The sequence below is a fragment of the Flavobacterium sp. XN-5 genome, assembly GCF_008033395.2.
GTDB lineage: Bacteria > Bacteroidota > Bacteroidia > Flavobacteriales > Flavobacteriaceae > Flavobacterium > Flavobacterium hiemivividum.
The window spans coordinates 63,138-84,283 of record NZ_VOGZ02000001.1 but is presented as its reverse complement, the minus strand read 5'-3'; the positions used below and the strand labels follow the sequence as shown (position 1 = coordinate 84,283).

Here is a 21,146-nt window from a genome sequence, read left to right as displayed (position 1 = left end):
AACTTAATGAAATCAATCTCTTAATGGTTTTTTTTAGTGATGATTTCTCATCAGTCTTTCGACAAGTATTATGGATTTGTTGACCAGATCCCTGATTCTTTAATAAATACGCGTCGGTTTAATTTTAACTGAGCGATGATTAATTCAGCTACATCTTCTGCTTGCATTACATTTTCAGGATTACCGTCAGTTAATTTTAAGTCTTTGGCCATATCAGTAGCTACGGTACTTGGCGTTAAAGCGGTTACACGAATGTTGTGTTTTCTAACTTCTTGCATCAGGGATTCTGTTAGTCCCAGTACGGCAAATTTAGAAGCACTGTATGCGCTAGTCGATGCATTTCCTTTTAATCCTGCAGTCGAAGAAATGTTAATGATATCTCCAGTTTGTCTTTCGATCATATTAGGTAATACTGCACGAGTTGTATAATAAGTTCCCATTAAGTTTACCTGAATGATACGCTCCCAAGCTGTAGGTTCCATTTCTAAAATTTTTCCAAAAGCTGCAATTCCGGCATTATTGATTAATATGTCAATCGTTTTAAATTTATCTAACGCTGCTGCCACTGCTGTATTTACTGAAGAAATATCAGAAACATCAGCGGTAAGCGTCAATGATTTTGCTCCAAGATTATTAACTTCTTTAGCTACCTCGTCTAAATCAGATTGCGTACGAGCAACTAAAATTACATTTACACCTTCTTTAGCCAATGCAATTGCGATTGCTTTTCCTATTCCTTTTCCGGCACCTGTAATTAGCGCATTTTTATTTTTTAAGTCAGTCATTGTGTTCAATTTTTATTTAGTATCAGCAAAGTTAAGGCTTTGTATTTTTTTATTGGCAGAACATAAAGTAAATAAAAGTTAATTTCCGCTGGCTTCTAATATTGGAATTAGATAAACATTTCAAATAATTATGTAACACTTTGGCTTCTCAAATTGGTGATGTTTGTAGTATAAAATAATAACTATGAAAAAAACAGCCCTTCTTTTGAATATTATTGTCATGATTCTTTTAGTATCATGCAAGCAACAAGGTGATGTGGAAAATAATGATAGCGTAGATAGGGAACCAGCTATCAAACGTCAAGAGCCTAAAAATGTATCTTATCGAATTGAAAACACCAAACAATGGCTAGCGGCTAATACTGACAATTCTAAAGCACTTAATATTGCATACGCTGTAAATCGTACAGATGCTACTAATTTAAAATTGATGGATTCAATTATAGTTCCAGAGGACGTGAGCGGAGATGTAGAATTTTATCTTCCATTTCCATTAACTGTTCCCTACTTAAAGGACATAAAGAAAATCGTATTTTTCTCGTATCCTACGCAAACATTTGCCGCTTATGAAAAAGGACAATTAGTTTACTCTGGGCCTACAAACATGGGGAGAGAGAAAGACCAAACTCCAAGAGGGCTGTCTTTTACAAACTGGAAAGCAGAGGAAACTACAAGTACCTTTAATGATGAATGGGAACTGCGTTGGAATTTTAATATAGAAAATAAACTAGGTGTAGGATGGCATCAGTATGAATTACCAGGGTATCCGGCTTCTCATTCTTGTCTAAGACTGCAGGAGAAGGATGCTAAATTTATGTATAAATGGGCCGATGAATGGCAATTGGCAGATTCAGAGACGGTTAAGGTAAAAGGAACTCCTGTGATTGTTTTTGGTAATTATGATTTTAGTGCGCCAAAACCATGGTTGCAATTAACTGTAAATTCAAAAGGTTTAGATATTTCAGAAAACGAAATTAAGGAACAGACAATGCCGTTCTTAACCGATATCCTAAAAGAACAAAAGAACAGACAAAAAGTTCAGACGGCTAAAATATAATCATCACCTTGTTCTTTTCTATCGAAGGTCGAGACTTAGTTTGTAAATAGTGCTTTCTAAAGTATCTGTGTCTTTGTCCTCGCAAAGTAGAAACTGAACTTGATCCTCGTTTTTTGAAAATACAGTTAGCCCTTCAAATTTATTTGTGGGGCTAATTTTTTTGGTAAAATCTATTTTCATGGACTCTAGGTCAATTCGGCCAATAATACTTCCCAAGACTTCGCCATCGTCATACGTAGAAGTAGTGTTTTCGGCTGTAGCCAAGAAATAAATTTTGTTGTCAACTAAAATTGCATCGGTAAAACTAGTTCGTACTCCTTTTATTTTGGGGAGCTTGTAATCATTAGAAAGAAGACTAAATTCTTCGTTTAGTTTCTTTGCATGTAAAGTAAAAACAACATTTTTATTGCTGCTGCCATTTCCGCGATTAAAGAAATACCAGTTTTCGCCATTATAGATGGCACCCTCTAAATTAAAATCTTTTGGATTTATATATCCAAAACTCTGCATTACCGCATATAAATCAACCAGATTATTTGTCGTTGATTTTTTTCTAGTTTTTAAATCAAATTCGATCATCGCGTTTCTTTTTTCAGTGGAGCCCGAGCCAAATATGTAAAGCGTATCTTCAAAATGAGTTAGCGATTCAAAGTCAGGCTTATCCTTTTTAGGGATGTTTTGACTTGGGTTTTCCAAAAGAGGATGTTTATTAAAGCTGGTATTGGTAATGTTGTATTCATATAAAAAGCCACTGTTGTCTCCGATTAAGTAGATGAAATTGTCTTGAAAGAAAAGCCCTGATGCAGAACCAATACCGATTATTGTTGTAAATAATTCTAATGTAAATTTTTTCATAATTTGTTGTTGAAACCGAAAAGCCCTAGCCCAGATAGCAGTGAAAATCCTATTGTGGCAGTCGCAAGACTTGGGGACGACACAATAGGTTGTAGCGGATAGCTGGAAAAAGCTCCAAAAAACCATCAAGATTAATCCTGATTATTTGTTATATTTGAGAAAGTAAAGATAAAAAAATCCCTATGAAATCAATTAATCCTGAAGATTTTAAAGTAATAAACAAGATAGAGTTGTCCAAACTTCCAACTAATTTAAATATTGGTGCGAGTGATGATAAGAAAGAGGATAAATTAGATGATGTCCGCGAAAAACTGAGTGATTTGCAGGACACCATGTATGCCCATAACCGGTATGGAGTTTTGATTTGTCTACAAGGAATGGATACTTCGGGCAAGGATAGCTTGATTCGGGAAGTTTTTAAGGAATTCAATTCACGCGGAGTTGTGGTCCATAGTTTTAAAACACCAAACTCGACTGAGCTTGAACACGATTATTTGTGGCGCCATTATTTGGCTTTGCCCGAGAAAGGAAAATTTGCCGTTTTTAACAGAACCCATTATGAGAATGTATTGGTAACTCGGGTGCATCCTGAATATATTCTAAATGAGAATTTACCTGGAATTGAAGATGTTTCATCGATTACAGAGCGTTTTTGGGAAAACAGAATGGATCAAATCAAGAATTTTGAGAAACACATTACTCAAAACGGAACCATTGTGTTGAAATTCTTTTTACACATGAGTAAAGAGGAGCAAAGACAACGCTTGTTGCGCCGATTAGAAGAAAAAAAGCACAATTGGAAATTCTCAGTTGGCGATTTAAAGGAAAGGGGGCGTTGGGATGATTATATGCATTGTTATGAAGAAGCGATAAACAATACCTCTTCGGATTATGCTCCTTGGTATGTAGTTCCTGCCGATGATAAAGACATGTGTCGTTATATTATCGCTAAAATTATTTGGGAAGAAATGCAGAAATATACTGGTATTCAAGAACCCGAAATGGAAGAGAAGCTTCAGGAGAATATAGAAATGTATAAAGATATTTTAGCCAAAGAATAATAAAAAATGCTCTGGAATCCAGAGCATTTTTTTTAACTAATTCTACGCGTTATTATAGTTTAAAACCATAAGCTAGACGCACAGCTGCTTGCCCGATACCTTTTCCAGTTGTTCCGTCATTATTCAATTTTGGGAAATCTGAATAGTGCTCGTAACGCACTGAAATGTCAACATATTTTGTAGCGTATCCAATACTTGGCGCTAATAATAAAGAGGTTTTGTTGTAACCGTTTGTTACGGCAAATGCAGCACCAGCTTCTCCCATTAAATAAAACTCATCATTCCATACGAAAGCTTTAAAACCTGCTTTAGCTGGAATAAAATCTAGATCTTTTCCAGTAGTTTGACCTGGAAAAGCATCCGCTTCGCTTACAAAAAGATTTGTAAAACCTGTTGTTAAAGTAAGAGAATATCTTTTAGTCAAATCATATTGCAATCTTGCGTCAGCTCCTAGAGCTAATTTATATGGATCGTTTACCGCGTATCCTGCATTTAAACCTACTCCTAAACGGAATCCTTGATCGTAATTTGTTGCTGGATTGTCTTGTGCAGATGTTGTATTCGAGAAAAAAGCAGAAATTGCTAGTACAAGTAGTGTTTTAATTTTTGTTGTCGTTTTCATAAATTTGGGTTTTAATATTAATTTTTTTTACACCATCAATGTAATTACTATCCCACTGATGACTGGGACAAATGTATAACGACGGTGCTACCGAAAAGTTATAGAATTATTTGATTTTCTTATATAATTCGGGAGTCCGGACAAATATCTTTAAAAAAGTGAGCTTATTAATAGAATAAAATAGACACAATCGAAAGCTTCTAATTATCTTTGGCGTTAAAAAAAAGTAAAGTGAATTTTTCGAAATATACTCAGGAGTTTTCTTATAACTTGAGATTAGCCTATCCAATCATTTTAGGGATGCTTGGACACACAATCGTTGGAATCGTAGATAATATTATGGTGGGGAAACTAGGGCCAACAGAATTAGCAGCAGTTTCCTTGGGGAATAGTTTTGTTTTTATAGCCATGTCACTAGGTATTGGTTTTTCTACGGCCATAACTCCACTGGCCGCAGAGGCTGATGGAAAGAGTAATATTGAAGAAGGTAGAAGTGTATTGCATCACGGATTATTTTTGTGCACGATTTTAGGGATGACATTGTTTTTGATAATATTCTTTTTTAAACCTTTAATCGCATTCATGGGGCAACCTGATATTGTGGTAGAAATGGCAAAACCGTATCTCGACATCGTTGCTTTTTCACTCGTTCCGCTTATTATTTTCCAAGGTTACAAGCAATTTGCTGATGGAAAATCAGAAACGAAGTATTCCATGTGGGCCACTATCATGGGGAATGTTATTAATGTGGTTATAAATTATTTGTTGATTTATGGAATTTGGTTTTTTCCAAAAATGGGAATTGTGGGTGCAGCAATTGGTACTATTGTCTCTCGTATTGCGATGGTATTTTTTATGCATTACATTATGATTAGAAACCCAAAATTTCATGCCTACTTTGAAAATTTCAGTTTAAAAGAAATTAAGAAAAAAATGCTTAATAAGATTATCAACTTAGGTTTTCCTTCGGCGATGCAAATGTTTTTTGAGGTAGCTTTGTTTACTGGAGCAATCTGGCTTTCAGGAATTTTAGGAACCACGAGTCAGGCTGCAAATCAGATTGCACTGAGTTTAGCTTCTTTGACATTTATGTTTGCGATGGGTTTGAGTGTGGCCGTAACCATCAGAGTAGGGAACCAGAAAGGACTTATGGATTATGTGAAAATGCAACTTGTGGCGAGATCAATATTTTTATTGGCTATAATTCTTGAAACTTTATTTGCTATTATTTTTATAGTTTTCCACAAATATTTACCGCAAATATTTGTCGATGTAAATGATGTAGAGCATATAGTAGCAACCAAGGAAGTTATTTTAATCGCCTCCCAATTGTTATTTGTAGCAGCGTTTTTTCAAATTTCTGACGGAATTCAGGTTGTTGTTCTAGGCGCTTTAAGGGGCTTGCAGGACGTGAAAGTACCAATGTATATTACTTTTGTCGCCTATTGGGTTGTTGGTTTTCCAATATCAATTTATTTAGGATTGTATACTGATTTGAAAGCTATTGGAATATGGATAGGATTATTGGTAGGATTATCTTTTGCCGCTTTATTTTTGTATATTCGCTTTTCTCGATTAACAAAAAAGTTAATCTTAGAGAAAGCTATACAGTAATGTTATCCTAACATTATTACTTCTAATTCGTTTGTTGTTCTTAATTTGAGCAATAGACATTCTAATTTGAAATACATGATAATACTTATTATTCTAGGCATAATCTTAGTGATTATGAGCTTTACTTTGAAAGCTGATCAAAATCCACTTTCTAAATTTTCAGGTCTATTTAAAATCATCGGGATTTTATTAATTGTATTAGGTATATTCTCTTCGGCATTTAAGCAAATTGATGCAGGTACAGTAGGTGTGAAGTCACTTTATGGAAATGTAGAACCAGGTATTCTTGAAAGTGGTCTGAATGTGATAAATCCACTTTTGGATGTAACCACTTTTGATATTAGAACTCAAAACTACACCATGTCTTCTACGCAGTCTGAAGGTGATATTGAAGGTGATGATGCGATTCGTGTATTATCAAATGACGGGCTTGAGGTGATTATTGATTTAACTGTTTTATACCGTGTATCGGCTGCAGATGCTCCAACCATTTTAAAAGAAATAGGGGTGAGTTATAAGGATAAAATAGTGCGACCTGTTACAAGTACACGTATTCGTGATAATGCAGTTTATTATGATGCTGTAGCTTTATATTCTACTAAAAGAGTGGAGTTTCAAAATCGTATTTTTAAAACTATTGAAGCTGATTTTAAATTAAGAGGTTTGATTTTAGAACAATTATTAATTCGAAATATTAATCTTCCAGCTTCAGTAAAAGCATCCATAGAAAGTAAAATTAATGCGGAACAAGATGCGCAAAAAATGACTTTCGTACTTCAAAAGGAAAAACAAGAAGCAGAACGTAAAAGAGTAGAGGCACAAGGTATTGCTGATTATCAAAGAATTATTGGTATTGGATTATCAGCGAAACAATTGCAATATGAATCGATAAAAGCACAAAAAGAACTGGCTGCATCACCAAACACAAAAATTATTTTTATGGATGGTAAAGGAAGTTCTTCAATCATTCTTTCTGATAAATAGATTATATTTGCTGCCATGATTATTGATTTAATCGTGGCAATGAATTTAGCAATTAATGAATTAACATTTAAAAATGGAATTACCAAAATTTTTATTAGGCGATAACACTGATTTTCAAGAAGATATTTTTATTATTCACCTGGATTACCCAAGATTTATCATCAATCTAAAAGATGATGAGGTTGAATTTATTGAAGAGGCCGAAGATCTTGATGAAGGGGAATTAAATGCCGAAATGGAAGGGCTAATAGTTTTGGCTAACGAATTCTATGATAGAGAAATGGAACGTTACGAGAAAGAATAACCTTTTACAATACAATTGTTTTAAAGGAAAACTAGATGAGCTTTCAAGTAGGTTTATCCTTCAAAATACTTTTCTAATAATAATTTAGCGGCTGCAAATGGTGAAATTTCACCATTTTGCACCGCTTTTTTATTTGATTCCAATAAGGTTTGAATTTCGGAATTATTATAAAAATTAAGTTTCAGTTGTTCGTTTATGGTTTCAAGCATCCAATATTCGTTTTGCTCGGAACGTTTTACATTAAAATAATCATTGCTTTGTGTGAGTTCGACAAAATTAGAAATCGTTTCCCAAACATCAGGAATTCCGTCTTGGGTTATGGCACTGCAAGTGGCTGTTGTGGGAATCCAGCCTGACCTTTTTGCTGGAAATAAATGCAACGCTCTGTTGAATTCCGTTTTTGCTAGTTTTGCTTTTCGAATGTTATCACCGTCGGCTTTATTGATAACAATCGCATCAGCCATTTCCATAATGCCGCGTTTAATTCCTTGTAATTCATCACCCGCTCCAGCAATTTTTAATAGCAAAAAGAAATCGACCATACTGTGAACTGCAGTTTCACTCTGACCAACACCGACTGTTTCTATAATAATTGTATCAAATCCGCAAGCTTCACAAATTGTAATTGTCTCTCGTGTTTTTCGGGCAACACCTCCTAATGTGTCTCCAGAAGCTGAAGGGCGAATGTAGGCGTTCTCGTCTTTGACTAATTCCTCCATGCGGGTTTTGTCTCCTAGAATGCTTCCGTGAGAAATCGTACTGCTAGGATCAACAGCCAGAACTGCTACTTTTTTTCCTAATCCCGTTAAATGTTTACCAAAAGCTTCGATAAAGGTGCTTTTTCCAACGCCAGGAACGCCGGTTATTCCTATTCTAACTGATTTGTTCGCGTGTGGCAGGCAGGCTTTTATAACAGCATTCGCTTTGTGTAAATGATCTGGATTTGTGCTTTCGACTAAAGTAATGGCCCGACTTAAAGCAGTTATGTTGCCTGATAAAATTCCCTTAACCAGTTCTTCAGACGAAGGTTGTGCTTTCCTGAATTTTTGAATATTTTTTACAACAGATGCACTAAAAATTTCTGGTTGTGAAATTCCAGCTTTCTCGTTAAGGGCGGTATGTTTTATTTTTTTGTTTTCCAAAGTTTACAATCATTTTAGTAAAATTAGTACTTAAACATGGATTATTAGAATTTTATGCCCTTTTTAAAGATAATAATTCGTCAATTTTGAATGAATTTGTAAAATGTAAAAATACTTGATTACATTTTATAATATTTAGATCACTACAAAGTGATATTAGTAAATTAGTCAATATATTTGCTGTATTATGATTAACTTACTACTTATCTTTTTTTATCTAGCTCTTGGAGTTGTCTTGCAACGAGTAAAGAGGTTCCCGACTAACAGTTATAAGTTATTAAACAAGATTGTAATTTATTATTGTCTTCCAGCATTGGCATTATATTACATCCCTAAAATTCATTGGAATAATCAGTTGTTATATCCTATTGGGGTGGCATGGATTGGTTTTGCGACTTCGTTTCTGTTATTTCGATTTTTAGGAAATAAATATGGTTGGTCAAAAAAACTTACAGGTTGTTTGATTATTACAGCTGGTCTAGGAAACACCTCCTTTTTAGGATTTCCCATTATTGAAGCACTATATGGTCAAGAAGGAATGAAAACGGCCATATTAGTAGATCAACCTGGAACTTTTGTAGTTCTTTCTACCTTAGGAATTTTAGTAGCCACTTTGTATTCTAAGGGTGAGGCAAATGGATTTCAGATTTGTAAAAAGATAATGTTATTTCCGCCTTTTGTCACTTTTATTGTAGCCTGTTTGATGAACGTATTTAATTTTGATTTCCATGAATGGATACAGTTAATGTTGCAAAAAATAGGAAGCGCAGTTACTCCATTAGCATTAATTTCTGTAGGCTTGCAGTTGCGTTTTGAAAGCAGAAGTCAACATTGGCGTTTTTTAGGCCTCGGACTTCTATATAAATTACTTTTGATGCCGTTCCTAATCTATGTGTTGTATGTTGTTCTTTTAAATCAAAATTCTAAAATGGTCGAAGTCGCCATAATGGAATCAGCAATGGCTCCGATGATCGCTGCGAGTATACTCGCTACTGCATATGGATTAAAACCTCGTTTAAGCAGTATGATGATTGGTTTTGGTATCCCTATTTCTTTCGTGACCTTAGCATTTTGGTATTTAGTGCTTCACTTTATCTAAATTATTTATTCTTTTTTTATCCCAATATGAATACGATTTCTAATTCTGATTTAAAATCAGACAATCCTGCCTTAGTTCAAAAAACTGTTTATTCAGTTCTGTTTTCTATTGCTTTTGCTCATTTGATAAATGATTTATTGCAGTCGGTGATTCCATCTGTTTACCCAATTCTTAAAGAAAATTTTGATTTGAGTTTTACCCAGATCGGCTTAATTACCTTCGTTTACCAGCTTACAGCCTCAATACTGCAGCCGTTTATTGGATTTTATACGGACAAGAAACCAAAGCCTTATTCTTTAACAATTGCTATGGTATTCACTATTTTCGGATTGGCTTTATTGTCTTATTCAACGCATTTTTGGATGATCTTAGTGTCGGTTTCTCTCGTAGGTGTTGGATCTTCCATATTTCATCCAGAGGCATCTAGAGTTGCTTTCTTAGGGTCTGGAGGGCGAAGAGGTTTAGCACAATCCATCTTTCAGTTGGGCGGAAATAGCGGGAGTGCTATTGGCCCCTTATTAGTTGCAATACTTGTAGCTCCTTATGGTCAATCTAATATAATTTGGTTTGTATTAGTGGGTGTTTTAGGAATGTTTCTCTTGTCTAAGATTGCCACTTGGTACAAAAATCATTTGAATTTACGAGCTTCTAAGAAAATATCTGATGGGGAAAACACAGTTCCTTTTTCGAAGAAACAAATTAAAATTTCAATCGGAGTATTGCTGCTTTTAATATTTTCGAAATTCTTCTACATGTCTAGTATGTCGAGCTACTTTACATTTTACTTGATGAAAAGATTTGGACTTAGTATTCAAGAGTCTCAATTTCATTTGTTTGTTTTCTTAGCGGCTGTTGCTGCAGGAACATTAATTGGCGGACCTTTAGGCGATCGTTTTGGAAGGAAATATATTATATGGGTTTCCATTTTGGGAGCAGCTCCATTCACCTTGCTTTTGCCTTATGCTAATTTGTTTTGGACCGGAATATTATCAGTTATAATCGGAATTATAATTGCTTCGGCATTTTCAGCAATTTTGGTATATGCACAAGAATTAATGCCCGGTAAAGTGGGTATGATCTCTGGGTTATTTTTTGGTTTTGCGTTTGGAATGGGAGGTTTAGGTTCGGCTATTTTGGGTTATCTGGCTGATCAAACCAGTATAGAATATGTTTACAAAATCAGTTCATTTCTTCCTTTACTGGGTGTTTTTACCTATTTTTTACCCAATGTAAAAATGAAACCAAGCGGCAGCTAATTTTTTATTTTGAATTTGCTCGTTGAGGGATTTTTTTTAACTAACTTTAAGTAAAATATAAAGAAAGTAAACATGGCAACACTACGATTAGGAGATATAGCTCCAGATTTTATGGCAGAAACAACAATGGGAAATGTGAATTTTCATGAATGGCTAGGGGATTCCTGGGGTGTGTTATTTTCGCATCCTGCTGATTTTACTCCTGTTTGTACCACTGAATTAGGGACAGTAGCTAATTATTTCCCTGAATTTGAAAAAAGAAATACAAAAGTAATTGCATTGAGTGTAGATGGACTTGAGTCGCACTTAAAATGGATTAAAGATATTGAGGAAACTCAAAATGTTACTATGCAGTACCCAATTATTGCAGACGAAAGCAAGACTATTGCAAATCTTTATGATATGATTCACCCCAATGCAAATGATACTTTTACTGTTCGATCTGTTTTTATAATTGGACCTGACAAAAAAGTAAAATTAACGCTCACGTACCCCGCTTCGACAGGTAGGAATTTTGATGAATTACTTCGTGTTATTGATAGTTTGCAATTAACAGCTAATTATAGTGTAGCAACTCCAGCAAACTGGAAAGACGGTGATGCAGTTGTGATTTCACCCTCAGTTGCAGACCATGATATTCCAGCGAAGTTTCCAAAAGGATATCAGCAAATAAAAACTTATTTAAGGATGACTCCGCAGCCTAATAAATAAGGGTTGTAAGTATTTTAATAGTCGAAAAGTATAATGAAAACTATTTTATTATACTTTTTTTTATGCTCAAAAACAGTGTAACTGGAACTATACTTTTTTTTCTATTGGTAATCAGCAGACCAAAAACGATGATTCCCATACTTATGATTTGGCTCATAATAATATTCTGATTCAGAAAAAAATAGGCTAATATTCCACTAAATACTGGTATTAAATAATAGATTACTGCTGTTTTTTGAGTGCCAATTAATGTAATTGCCTCATTCCATAAATAATAAGAGACCAGTGATGCGAAGATGCCAACGTATGTTGTGGCAAAAATAGTGGTGGAGTCAAAAATAACTTTTTGATAATAAATGTGCTCCCAAAGATAAAATGGAAAGAGGAAAAGTGTTCCTAAAGTGAAAACAGTGAATAGAAAGACTTTAGGAGATAATTCCTTCGGTTTCATTCGAACTAAAATGGTATAGCTCGCAAAGAAAATGCAAGCAAACAACATTAATAAATCACCAAATGCAAACTGGATTTGAAACAATGATTGTAAAGAACCCTTGGTTATTAATATTAAAACACCAAAGATGATTGTTGCGATTCCTATTATTTTTGTAGTGCTCACTTTTTCTTTAAAAGCAATTCGAGATAGCGCCACAATAAATAAAGGAATGGAAATGGCAATTAAGGATAGATTAACTGCAGAAGTTGTTCTTCCAGAAAAATAAATTAAAGTATTGAAGATGGTGATTCCAAGAACTGCAGTGATTGCAAGAAAACGAATGTTTTTTCTTATTGCATCACGGCTTTTAATGGTGCTTTTGATTGTAAATGGTGCTAAAAAGAGACAAGCAATTGCCCATCTCCAAAAAGCCAATCCTACAGGAGGAATATGGCCTTTTATTCCGCTGGCAATTACAAAATTTACTGACCAAAGTAGGGTAGCGCATAAGGCGAATAAAACACCTTTTGTCTGGTTATTCATATTCTTTAATTCTAAATAATTGGTTTTAAAGGAGCTTATTTATTTTAGCATGCTGTAGCAATAGTATTGATTTAGCGTCTTTAATTTCGCCAGATGCAATCATTGCATAGGCGGCATCATAAGACATTTCCATAACCTCAATGTTCTCTTGTTCGTGTTCTACACCTCCGCCATCACTTACCTTCATAGATTCGTCATATTCACCGACGAATAAATGTAAAATTTCGGTTACGGCGCCCGGTGACATATAGGATTCCATTACTTTTTCGACTTTTGTAATGCGATATCCTGTTTCTTCCTCTGTTTCTCTAATCACACATTGCTCTGGATTATCTTGGTCTAGAAGTCCAGCGCAAACCTCAATCATCATTCCTGATTTATTGCCGTTTAGATAGGTAGGTAAACGAAACTGTCTAGTAAGAATTACTGTTTTTTGTTTCGAATTATAGAGTAAAATAGCCGCTCCATTTCCGCGGTCATAGACTTCTCTTTTTTGAGTAATCCAGCTATTGTCTTTTTTTTGGTAGTCGAAAGTGACTTTGTTTAATAGGTACCAATTATCAGAAAGTAAATCGGTTTGTTTAATTTTTATTTGCGGATTGTGCATTTGACGATGTTTATAGGCTTTTGAAAAAAAAATATTTTTACAATTAAAAAACGCTCTGAAATTTCAGAGCGTTAGTTAATCTTATTTATTAATTGTTTGTTTTCTATCTGGCCCTACAGAGACAATTTTTATAGGAACTTCAACTTCTTTTTCAATGAAGTCGATGTATTCTTTTAGTTCTTTTGGTAATTCATCGTATGTAGTCATACCGGTTAAATCAGCTTTCCAACCTTTGAATTCTTTATAAACTGGAGTTACATTTTCTGGTTCGATGTTGTAAGGGAAGTGAGCGATATTTTTACCTTTATAAGTGTACTCCGTACAAACTTTTAAAGTTTCAAATCCTGAAAGCACATCACCTTTCATCATCATTAACTGTGTAACGCCGTTTACTTGAATAGCATATTTAAGAGCTACTAAGTCTAACCATCCACAACGTCTTTGTCTTCCCGTAACTGATCCAAATTCGTTTCCTACGCGTGCCATTGTAGTACCGTCTTCGTCAAAAAGTTCAGTAGGAAATGGTCCGCTACCTACACGAGTAACGTAAGCTTTAAAAATTCCGTATACCTCTTTGATTTTGTTAGGAGCAATTCCTAAACCTGTACAAGCTCCTGCGGCAGTAGTATTAGAAGAAGTTACAAATGGATATGTACCAAAATCTACATCTAGTAAAGAACCTTGAGCTCCTTCACATAGTATTGATTTACCTGCTTTTTGAGCTTGGTGTAAATATTCTTCACTATCAATAAAGTCCAGTTTTTTCAAATCTTCGATAGATTCAAAAAATTCTTTTTCAAGTTCTTCTAAGTTGTATTGAATGTTGACATCATAAAATGCAATCATCGCTTCATGCTTGTCAGCAAGCGCTCTGTATCTTTCTTTAAAATCTTCTAGTTCGATATCTCCAACACGGATTCCGTTTCTACCCGTTTTGTCCATGTATGTTGGTCCAATTCCTTTAAGAGTAGAACCAATTTTAGCTTTCCCTTTTGAAGCTTCTGAAGCCGCATCTAGTAAACGGTGCGTTGGTAAAATTAAATGTGCTTTTCTTGAAATGATTAATTTCGATTTAATATCTAAATTAAATTTAGCTAAACCGTCAACTTCACCTTTGAAAACAACTGGGTCGATTACAACACCATTTCCAATAATATTAATGTTATTGTCGTGAAAAATCCCAGAAGGAATTGTTCTAAGGACATGTTTTATTCCGTCAAATTCTAATGTATGTCCAGCATTTGGTCCACCTTGAAAACGAGCAATAATATCGTATTTTGAAGTAAGAACATCTACGATCTTCCCTTTTCCTTCATCTCCCCATTGTAATCCTAGTAATAAATCTACGGTCATTCTGTTTATTATTTGCAGTTAATTATTTATTATCAAAACCTCCTTCTAGCGGTTCGTGTTTTATTTTATTTCAGTTTCTGATACTGGTTTTTTCTTAACTCCATATAGATATAAGGAGTGATTTGTAATTTCAATATCAAATATTTCTTCGATTGTTTTTTTGATGCTTTGTATTCTCGGATCACAAAACTCGATCACTTCTCCAGTATCAGTCATGATAATATGATCATGCTGTTTGTCAAAGTATGATTTTTCATAATGTGCTTGATTTTGACCAAACTGATGCTTGCGTACCAAGGCACAGTCCAACAATAACTCAATTGTATTGTACAAGGTAGCTCTACTGACACGGTAGTTTTTGTTTTTCATTTTGATATATAGATTCTCAATATCAAAATGCTCTTCACTTTCATAAATTTCTTGAAGGATGGAATAACGTTCAGGAGTTTTTCGGTGCCCTTTTTTTTCAAGATACATTGTAAAAACATTTTTTACAATTTCTTGGTTTTTATTGTTATCTGTGGAAATGAGTGTCATATCTGGCAAAGGTAAATCATTTATTCTAATAGTTCTCAACTTTAAGAATTTATAAGGACACAATTTGTGATTTTTGAAACAAAATGAGCGCAATTTTAGCGACCTTCAATTGCTCATGAAGGTCTGTAATTAGAAGTTAACGGGAATATCTTTATTTTTTATAAACCCGAGTTACTTTGTCGATTCCGTCAATTTTTTTAATATTGTCGATTAGTTTATTTAGTAAAGTGCTGTTCTTAACCACAACTATTAATTGACCTTTGAATAGTCCTGCATCACCATTTAAAGATATACTTTGAATGTTCACTTGCATATTGTTTGAAATAACTTTTGTTAAATTATTTGTCAGTCCTAAAGTATCCATTCCTGTAATATTTATGATCGCTTTAAACTCTTGTTGTGATGAATCTATCCATTTGGCCTGCATAATTCGATACGCGTAGTTGGATTGCATGGCAATCGCATTTGGACAATCTTTTTTATGCACTTTAATTCCTTCATTAATAGTAACAAATCCAAACACGGTATCTCCAGGAATAGGATTACAACAAGCTGAAAGTTTATAGTCTAATTTATCTTGTTCCTTGCCAAAAACAAGCATATCATAATTACTACTCAATACCTGCTTGTGAAGGTCTGTATCAGCTGTCTGTCCGGAACGCTTTATTTTATTTTTAAAGAAGTTGATTAAAGTATTGCTTTTTTGAGCAGCAAAATCTTTAAGTTGCTGGTTATCTATGGAACCTACGCCAACTCTATAAAACAGATCTAAACTTGTTTTTAATTTGAAAAAATTGACCAGTTCATTAATTACAGACTCGTTTAAAGTAACTTTAAGATGCTTTAGTTTACGAGTAAGCAGTTCTTTTCCGTCTTCTGCAATTTTCTTAGTATTTTCATTTAATACATTTCTAATTTTATTTTTTGCTCTGGAAGTAGTAACATAATCAAGCCAGTTAATGGTAGGTTTTTGATTTTGAGAAGTGATGATTTCTACCTGATCTCCATTTCTTAGTTCATAATTTAGAGGAACTAATTTTCCGTTCACCCTGGTTCCACGAGTTTTAATTCCTATTTCAGAATGTATACTAAAGGCAAAATCTAGTGATGTAGCGCCTTTTGGCAAGGACTTGATATCTCCTTTTGGCGTGAACACATATATTTCTTTTGAGTACAGATTCATTTTAAAATCCTCTACAAAATCTACGGCACTTGTTTCTGAATTTTCAAGTGCTTCTTTCAATAAGTTCAACCAAACATCCAGACCACCTTCTTCGGTAGCGCCATTTTTATATTTGTAATGAGCAGCATATCCTTTTTCTGCAATCTCGTCCATGCGTTCACTGCGTACTTGTACTTCTACCCAACGACCTTTTGGCCCCATTACTGTAATATGCAAGGCCTCATATCCGGTAGATTTAGGTGAAGAAATCCAATCACGTAAACGGCTTGGGCTAGGACGATAATGATCAGTCACAATAGAATAAATTTTCCAAGCTAAAAACTTTTCATCGTGCGGGTTTGATTTGTACACAATTCGAAGAGCAAACTTGTCATAAACTTCATCAAAACTTACATTTTGAGCAAGCATTTTTCTTCGAATAGAATAAATCGATTTTGGGCGACCTTTTATAATACAGTCAATGTTTTCAACAGTCAACGAAGCCTTAAGTACCTCCGTAATGTCTTTTATATAGGCATCTTGCTGATCTTTAGTTTCTTTTATTCTGCTAATAATTTCATTGAATACCTCTGGCTCAGTGTATTTTAATCCTAAATCTTCTAGTTTATTTTTTATTTTGTATAGACCTAAACGGTGGGCAAGTGGAGCATAAATGTATAATGTTTCTGAAGCAATTTTGACTTGTTTATGGTTTTCCATGGACTCCATAGTCTGCATATTATGTAGTCTGTCAGCTATTTTTATCAGGATTACACGCACATCATCATTAAGTGTCAACAGCATTTTACGAAAATTCTCGGCTTGCATTGATACATTCATATCCTTTTGAACCAAGGAAATCTTAGTTAGACCTTCTACAAGCTGTGCCACTTTTGGATTAAATATCCGTTCAATGTCTTTAACCGTCGTAGGTGTGTCTTCTACAACATCATGTAGTAAAGCGGCAGCAATTGAAGTAGCTCCCAAACCTATTTCTGAGGCGACGATTTTTGCCACAGCAATAGGATGAAATATATAGGCCTCGCCTGATTTTCTTCGTTGTTCTTTATGGGCTTCTACAGAAACATCAAAAGCTTTACGGATTAGCTTCTTATCTTCTGTAGATAAGGTTTGGTAACTAATACGAAGTAGTTCTTTGTATTCCTGAGCAATTGCCTTGTTTTCCTTCTCTATATCTATTTCTGTCATAACGGCATGGTTCATTTTTTAAAAATAACTATAAGTTAGCAAATACGCAAGTGGTAAATTAGGGTCTAGTAGATAATTTTTTGACTCTTAAACAAGGACCGATTTTGAATTATATTTTGAATGTGAAAATAGAAATTACTATTTAAAACCCTCTTTGTCTTTTGGCTTCAAAAATCAATATAGCTGCAGCAACAGAAACATTCATACTGTCGATTTCTCCCTGCATCGGAATAATAATATTTTGAGTGGCGGCCTCACGCCATTCTTGGGTTAGACCTGTTGCTTCGGTTCCTACGACTAAGGCTGTTGGGGTGGTATAATCTTGCGTATGGTACGATGTTGAGTTTTGTAATGTCGCACAATAGAAATTAATGTTTTTCTCTTTTAGAAAAGCAATAATTTCTGCAGTTGTTCCAGTTGCAATTTGGTTTGTAAACAAACAGCCTACGCTGGAACGAACAATATTGGAATTGTATAAATCACTTTTGGGATTAGCAATAATTACGGCATCAAGATTTGCAGCGTCTGCAGTTCTCAATAAAGCACCAATATTTCCTGGTTTCTCAGGCGCTTCGGCAACAAGAATTAAGGGGTTATCGGATAATTTTAAATCAGACAGCTGCTGTGATTTTGTTTTGGCTATAGCCAAAATTCCTTCGGTTGTGTCTCTATAGGCCAACTTTTGAAAAACATCTTTGTTGATTTCAATTAGCTCTGTATTTCTTGATATTTTTTTTGCCTCAGTTTCAGTACAAATTTCGGGATAAAACAAGATGGTTTCAATTTCATAACCTCCTTTTAATGCTAAGGAAATTTCGCGTTTTCCTTCGATTAAAAAAGTACCAGTTTGTTTGCGGTTTTTGGCTTTTTCTTGTAATAACACCAACGATTTTATGAATGGATTTTGAATTGAAGTGATTTGTTTCAAGAGATGCTAAAATTTAATTATTATATTAGGAAACAAAGATACATAGAGAAAAGGCAGATTTTTAAATTTGAAACAGAATATTTGTAAATCTGAAAAGAGAATTTGGAGATATGTTCACGAGAACTACTTTACGCCGGTAATTTTCTTTAATTTTGTGGCAATTATTTTTAAATAAAAGCAGCGTAGTTCCTTCAATTTAACTTATAAAAATCATGTTTAATTTATTAGATATCATAGGGACAATTGCTTTTGCCTTGTCGGGAGCTTTGACTGCTATGAATAAAAAGCTTGATCTTTTTGGCGTATTTATCATAGCCTTTGTAACTGCTGTAGGTGGCGGAACCTTACGTGATGTCATGATTGGAAGAACACCTGTGGGATGGATGCTCGATTTGAAATATGTTTATGTAATTTGTTTTGCCTTTGTTTTAGCGATAGTATTTAGGAAAAAATTCGAAAAACTACGAACGTCACTTTTTCTATTTGACACTATTGGATTAGGAGTTTTTACGTTAATTGGTCTCGAAAAAGGAATTAATGTTGGCCTGCATCCTACTATTTGTATTGCTTTAGGAACTATGACTGCCTGTTTTGGAGGTGTTATTCGGGATATTTTATGTGCTGAGATTCCAGTAATTTTTAGAAAAGAAATTTATGCCACGATTTGTATCCTTGGCGGAATGGTTTTTTTCTTGTTAAAAAGTTTCAATTTAGACAACGATATTTTATATTTAATAACTTCATTAGTCATTATTTCTGTTCGATTGATGGCCGTAAAATTCAAATGGTATTTGCCTACTTTAGAAAAGATTTAAAAAATGATTACTTTCATTAAGTTTAAACCTTAACAGTGAAAAATTATTCTGTCAGACAATATCAAGTTAGCGATTATGATATCTGGAATGCTTTTATAAGCAAGGCCAAAAATGCTACATTCCTATTTCATCGCGATTTTATGGAATACCATAAGGAACGTTTTCAAGATTTTTCATTATTGATTTTTGACGAAGAAAAACTAATTACGGTAATGCCCGCAAACCAAGTTGGAAAGACCGTGTATTCTCATCAAGGTTTGACGTATGGCGGATTAGTATATTCTACTAAAATTACTGCTGAAAAAGTAGCGGGAATTATTGATTCTCTGCTATCCTTCCTAAAGGAAAAAGGGATGCAGTTCTTTTATTTCAACCCCATTCCTTCTTTTTATACTTCAGGCGGAAATCATGAAATTGATTTTTTCTTAATTAAAAAAGGAGCGTTTCTAGATAAAAAAGAAATGAATATGGCTATAAACCTAGCAATGCCATTAACGATTTCAAAAAGCAAACTGAAGCATTTTAAGAGAATTGAAGATCTCGATTTAGAAATAGTCGAAGAAGACCAATTAGAATCATTTTGGAAGCTGGTTTTGGAACCAAGACTGCATGAGAAATATAATGCTAAGCCAGTTCATACACTACAAGAAATAACAAAATTAAAAGAAAAATTTCCAAACAATATCAAGCAATTTTCTGTTTACTATAACAATGAAATTATTGCAGGAATTACAATTTTTGAAACCGATAGAGTCGTGAAATCACAATATGGAGCTACCATTAAAAAAGGGGGAGAGTTGCGTGCATTGGATTTTTTATTCATTAATTTAATAAAGAAATACAAGCGAGAAGGCAAACTTTTTTTTGATATGGGGATTGTAAATGACAGCAATGAAGAAGGATATCATGCCGGACTTTTGAAACAAAAGGAAGAATTGGGCTGCGCTGTTTACGGTCAGGATTTTTATAAAATGAATCTTATATGATACCATTTTTAGATTTAAAAAAAATAAATGCGCCGTATGAAACTGCTTTTCAAGAAAAATTGAAAACAGTTTTAGAAAACGGTTGGTACATTTTAGGAGAGGAAGTTAAAGCTTTTGAAAATAGTTTTGCCAATTATTGCGGAAGTAAATACTGCGTCGGAGTAGGGAATGGTTTTGATGCATTGGTTTTGATATTTAAAGGCTACATTAAGTTAGGTAAATTACAAAAAGGGGACGAGGTAATCGTTCCTGCTAATACTTATATTGCGAGTATTTTGGCGATTTTGGAAGCTGATTTAATTCCGATTTTAGTCGAGCCAAGAATTTCAACTTATAATATAAATCCTGAGTTAATCGAAGAAAAAATCACCTCAAAAACCAAGGCGATTCTGGCAGTTCACTTGTACGGACAATTAGCCGAGATGGACGCTATCAATACAATCGGTGCTGCAAGTGATTTACTGGTAATTGAAGATGCGGCCCAAGCTCATGGGGCTTCTAATGAAATCGAAAGTGACAATGCCAAAGCATACAGTTTTTATCCAGGAAAAAATCTGGGAGCGCTGGGAGATGGTGGAGCGGTTGTAACAGATAATTCAGAATTGGATAAAGTCATTCGATCTCTTCGTAATTATGGTTCTGAGACAAAATATTACAACGATTATGCGGGTGTAAATTCAAGATTGGATGAGTTGCAAGCTGCTTTTTTGAATGTGAAATTACCGCATTTAAATGCAGAAAATGAACAAAGAAGGATTATTGCAAGAAGGTATTTGTCTGAAATTAAAAACAAAAGAATACTATTACCTGAATGGGATTTATCCAATAAGCATGTTTTTCATTTGTTTGTTATTCGAACAGAGAACAGAGCCGAATTGCAAGAGTATTTGCATGAAAACGGAATACAGACTGTGATTCATTACCCAGTACCGCCACACAAACAAAAGGCATTGTCTGATTATCATAAACTATCTTTTCCTTTTACAGAGAAAATACATCAAACGGTATTGAGTATTCCTATAAGTTCCGTTTTGACCGCTGAGGAAGTATCTTTTATTATAGCAATTTTAAATAAATATTGAT

General features: G+C 34.2%; 21 protein-coding genes. 11 read left to right on the top strand and 10 right to left on the bottom strand.

What is annotated here, in order from left to right:
• Positions 1 to 68 precede the first annotated feature (68 nt).
• Positions 69 to 785, bottom strand: coding sequence for a 3-ketoacyl-ACP reductase (locus FQU23_RS00365; RefSeq protein WP_147672104.1), 717 nt, complete (start codon positions 783 to 785; stop codon positions 69 to 71).
• A gap of 184 nt (positions 786 to 969) precedes the next feature.
• On the opposite strand from FQU23_RS00365, the gene FQU23_RS00360 reads away from it, so the two are divergent.
• Positions 970 to 1,842: a L,D-transpeptidase gene (locus tag FQU23_RS00360; RefSeq protein ID WP_147672103.1), complete on the top strand. Its 873-nt coding sequence runs from the start codon at positions 970 to 972 to the stop codon at positions 1,840 to 1,842.
• Between the two features lie 18 nt (positions 1,843 to 1,860).
• Here the strand turns inward: FQU23_RS00360 and FQU23_RS00355 are convergent, their stop codons facing one another.
• A complete protein-coding gene (locus FQU23_RS00355; protein ID WP_147672102.1) occupies positions 1,861 to 2,697 on the bottom strand; it encodes a DUF6929 family protein in 837 nt (278 codons plus the stop codon).
• Between the two features lie 182 nt (positions 2,698 to 2,879).
• Between FQU23_RS00355 and FQU23_RS00350 the strand changes: the two genes are divergently transcribed.
• Positions 2,880 to 3,758: a PPK2 family polyphosphate kinase gene (locus tag FQU23_RS00350; protein WP_147672101.1), complete on the top strand. Its 879-nt coding sequence runs from the start codon at positions 2,880 to 2,882 to the stop codon at positions 3,756 to 3,758.
• A 52-nt stretch (positions 3,759 to 3,810) separates the two neighbouring features.
• Here the strand turns inward: FQU23_RS00350 and FQU23_RS00345 are convergent, their stop codons facing one another.
• Positions 3,811 to 4,380 (bottom strand): hypothetical protein, encoded by a 570-nt coding sequence (locus tag FQU23_RS00345; protein WP_147672100.1) that lies wholly within the window; start codon positions 4,378 to 4,380, stop codon positions 3,811 to 3,813.
• Positions 4,381 to 4,611: 231 nt separating this feature from the next.
• Between FQU23_RS00345 and FQU23_RS00340 the strand changes: the two genes are divergently transcribed.
• The 3 genes from FQU23_RS00340 to FQU23_RS00330 all read left to right on the top strand — a co-directional run bounded on the left by FQU23_RS00340 (position 4,612) and on the right by FQU23_RS00330 (position 7,282).
• Positions 4,612 to 5,994 (top strand): MATE family efflux transporter, encoded by a 1,383-nt coding sequence (locus FQU23_RS00340; protein WP_147672099.1) that lies wholly within the window; start codon positions 4,612 to 4,614, stop codon positions 5,992 to 5,994.
• Positions 5,995 to 6,069: 75 nt separating this feature from the next.
• Entirely contained in the window at positions 6,070 to 6,978 is a 909-nt protein-coding gene (locus tag FQU23_RS00335) for a prohibitin family protein (RefSeq protein ID WP_147672098.1), read from the top strand.
• 73 nt (positions 6,979 to 7,051) lie between these two features.
• Positions 7,052 to 7,282, top strand: a complete 231-nt coding sequence (locus FQU23_RS00330) for a hypothetical protein (protein WP_074721236.1) — start codon at positions 7,052 to 7,054, stop codon at positions 7,280 to 7,282.
• 53 nt (positions 7,283 to 7,335) lie between these two features.
• Here the strand turns inward: FQU23_RS00330 and meaB are convergent, their stop codons facing one another.
• On the bottom strand, positions 7,336 to 8,424 hold the full coding sequence (meaB, locus tag FQU23_RS00325) for a methylmalonyl Co-A mutase-associated GTPase MeaB (RefSeq protein ID WP_147672097.1): 1,089 nt from the start codon (positions 8,422 to 8,424) through the stop codon (positions 7,336 to 7,338).
• 187 nt (positions 8,425 to 8,611) lie between these two features.
• Here meaB and FQU23_RS00320 point away from each other — a divergent pair, with 187 nt between their 5' ends.
• The 3 genes from FQU23_RS00320 to FQU23_RS00310 all read left to right on the top strand — a co-directional run bounded on the left by FQU23_RS00320 (position 8,612) and on the right by FQU23_RS00310 (position 11,490).
• Positions 8,612 to 9,523: an AEC family transporter gene (locus tag FQU23_RS00320; RefSeq protein ID WP_147672096.1), complete on the top strand. Its 912-nt coding sequence runs from the start codon at positions 8,612 to 8,614 to the stop codon at positions 9,521 to 9,523.
• A 26-nt stretch (positions 9,524 to 9,549) separates the two neighbouring features.
• The gene (locus FQU23_RS00315) at positions 9,550 to 10,779 is read left to right on the top strand and encodes an MFS transporter (RefSeq protein ID WP_147672095.1); all 1,230 of its coding nucleotides are present in this window, start codon (positions 9,550 to 9,552) and stop codon (positions 10,777 to 10,779) included.
• A 72-nt stretch (positions 10,780 to 10,851) separates the two neighbouring features.
• The gene (locus FQU23_RS00310) at positions 10,852 to 11,490 is read left to right on the top strand and encodes a peroxiredoxin (protein ID WP_147672094.1); all 639 of its coding nucleotides are present in this window, start codon (positions 10,852 to 10,854) and stop codon (positions 11,488 to 11,490) included.
• 40 nt (positions 11,491 to 11,530) lie between these two features.
• Here FQU23_RS00310 and FQU23_RS00305 read toward each other — a convergent pair whose 3' ends face one another.
• The 6 genes from FQU23_RS00305 to FQU23_RS00280 all read right to left on the bottom strand — a co-directional run bounded on the left by FQU23_RS00305 (position 11,531) and on the right by FQU23_RS00280 (position 18,262).
• Positions 11,531 to 12,466, bottom strand: a complete 936-nt coding sequence (locus FQU23_RS00305) for a DMT family transporter (protein WP_147672093.1) — start codon at positions 12,464 to 12,466, stop codon at positions 11,531 to 11,533.
• A gap of 25 nt (positions 12,467 to 12,491) precedes the next feature.
• Positions 12,492 to 13,073, bottom strand: coding sequence for a GDP-mannose pyrophosphatase NudK (nudK, locus tag FQU23_RS00300; protein WP_147672092.1), 582 nt, complete (start codon positions 13,071 to 13,073; stop codon positions 12,492 to 12,494).
• 81 nt (positions 13,074 to 13,154) lie between these two features.
• Complete coding sequence (locus FQU23_RS00295; protein ID WP_147672091.1) at positions 13,155 to 14,426, bottom strand: adenylosuccinate synthase; 1,272 nt, start codon at positions 14,424 to 14,426, stop codon at positions 13,155 to 13,157.
• A 60-nt stretch (positions 14,427 to 14,486) separates the two neighbouring features.
• Entirely contained in the window at positions 14,487 to 14,963 is a 477-nt protein-coding gene (locus FQU23_RS00290) for a Fur family transcriptional regulator (protein ID WP_147672912.1), read from the bottom strand.
• Positions 14,964 to 15,114: 151 nt separating this feature from the next.
• Complete coding sequence (locus FQU23_RS00285) at positions 15,115 to 17,334, bottom strand: RelA/SpoT family protein (RefSeq protein WP_147672911.1); 2,220 nt, start codon at positions 17,332 to 17,334, stop codon at positions 15,115 to 15,117.
• 142 nt (positions 17,335 to 17,476) lie between these two features.
• Positions 17,477 to 18,262 (bottom strand): TrmH family RNA methyltransferase, encoded by a 786-nt coding sequence (locus FQU23_RS00280; RefSeq protein ID WP_147672090.1) that lies wholly within the window; start codon positions 18,260 to 18,262, stop codon positions 17,477 to 17,479.
• A 212-nt stretch (positions 18,263 to 18,474) separates the two neighbouring features.
• On the opposite strand from FQU23_RS00280, the gene FQU23_RS00275 reads away from it, so the two are divergent.
• From FQU23_RS00275 to FQU23_RS00265, 3 genes are read left to right on the top strand one after another with little or no spacing between them, the layout of a single operon-like run.
• On the top strand, positions 18,475 to 19,077 hold the full coding sequence (locus FQU23_RS00275) for a trimeric intracellular cation channel family protein (protein WP_147672089.1): 603 nt from the start codon (positions 18,475 to 18,477) through the stop codon (positions 19,075 to 19,077).
• A 35-nt stretch (positions 19,078 to 19,112) separates the two neighbouring features.
• Positions 19,113 to 20,063 (top strand): FemAB family protein, encoded by a 951-nt coding sequence (locus FQU23_RS00270; protein WP_147672088.1) that lies wholly within the window; start codon positions 19,113 to 19,115, stop codon positions 20,061 to 20,063.
• Positions 20,060 to 21,145, top strand: a complete 1,086-nt coding sequence (locus tag FQU23_RS00265) for a DegT/DnrJ/EryC1/StrS family aminotransferase (RefSeq protein ID WP_147672087.1) — start codon at positions 20,060 to 20,062, stop codon at positions 21,143 to 21,145. The genes FQU23_RS00270 and FQU23_RS00265 overlap by 4 nt, the downstream gene beginning before the upstream one ends.
• The last annotated feature ends 1 nt before the right edge of the window (position 21,146 follow it).

Bases quoted from the DNA above. Each gene is read 5' to 3' on its own strand.
- FQU23_RS00290 (WP_147672912.1), bottom strand. From the start codon at position 14,963: ATGACACTCATTTCCACAGATAACAATAAAAACCAAGAAATTGTAAAA.
- FQU23_RS00310 (WP_147672094.1), top strand. From the start codon at position 10,852: ATGGCAACACTACGATTAGGAGATATAGCTCCAGATTTTATGGCAGAA.
- FQU23_RS00360 (WP_147672103.1), top strand. From the start codon at position 970: ATGAAAAAAACAGCCCTTCTTTTGAATATTATTGTCATGATTCTTTTA.
- FQU23_RS00275 (WP_147672089.1), top strand. From the start codon at position 18,475: ATGTTTAATTTATTAGATATCATAGGGACAATTGCTTTTGCCTTGTCG.
- FQU23_RS00320 (WP_147672096.1), top strand. From the start codon at position 8,612: ATGATTAACTTACTACTTATCTTTTTTTATCTAGCTCTTGGAGTTGTC.
- FQU23_RS00315 (WP_147672095.1), top strand. From the start codon at position 9,550: ATGAATACGATTTCTAATTCTGATTTAAAATCAGACAATCCTGCCTTA.
- FQU23_RS00345 (WP_147672100.1), bottom strand. From the start codon at position 4,380: ATGAAAACGACAACAAAAATTAAAACACTACTTGTACTAGCAATTTCT.
- FQU23_RS00365 (WP_147672104.1), bottom strand. From the start codon at position 785: ATGACTGACTTAAAAAATAAAAATGCGCTAATTACAGGTGCCGGAAAA.
- FQU23_RS00350 (WP_147672101.1), top strand. From the start codon at position 2,880: ATGAAATCAATTAATCCTGAAGATTTTAAAGTAATAAACAAGATAGAG.
- FQU23_RS00305 (WP_147672093.1), bottom strand. From the start codon at position 12,466: ATGAATAACCAGACAAAAGGTGTTTTATTCGCCTTATGCGCTACCCTA.
- FQU23_RS00355 (WP_147672102.1), bottom strand. From the start codon at position 2,697: ATGAAAAAATTTACATTAGAATTATTTACAACAATAATCGGTATTGGT.
- FQU23_RS00295 (WP_147672091.1), bottom strand. From the start codon at position 14,426: ATGACCGTAGATTTATTACTAGGATTACAATGGGGAGATGAAGGAAAA.
- FQU23_RS00285 (WP_147672911.1), bottom strand. From the start codon at position 17,334: ATGACAGAAATAGATATAGAGAAGGAAAACAAGGCAATTGCTCAGGAA.
- FQU23_RS00335 (WP_147672098.1), top strand. From the start codon at position 6,070: ATGATAATACTTATTATTCTAGGCATAATCTTAGTGATTATGAGCTTT.
- FQU23_RS00330 (WP_074721236.1), top strand. From the start codon at position 7,052: ATGGAATTACCAAAATTTTTATTAGGCGATAACACTGATTTTCAAGAA.
- FQU23_RS00265 (WP_147672087.1), top strand. From the start codon at position 20,060: ATGATACCATTTTTAGATTTAAAAAAAATAAATGCGCCGTATGAAACT.
- nudK (WP_147672092.1), bottom strand. From the start codon at position 13,073: ATGCACAATCCGCAAATAAAAATTAAACAAACCGATTTACTTTCTGAT.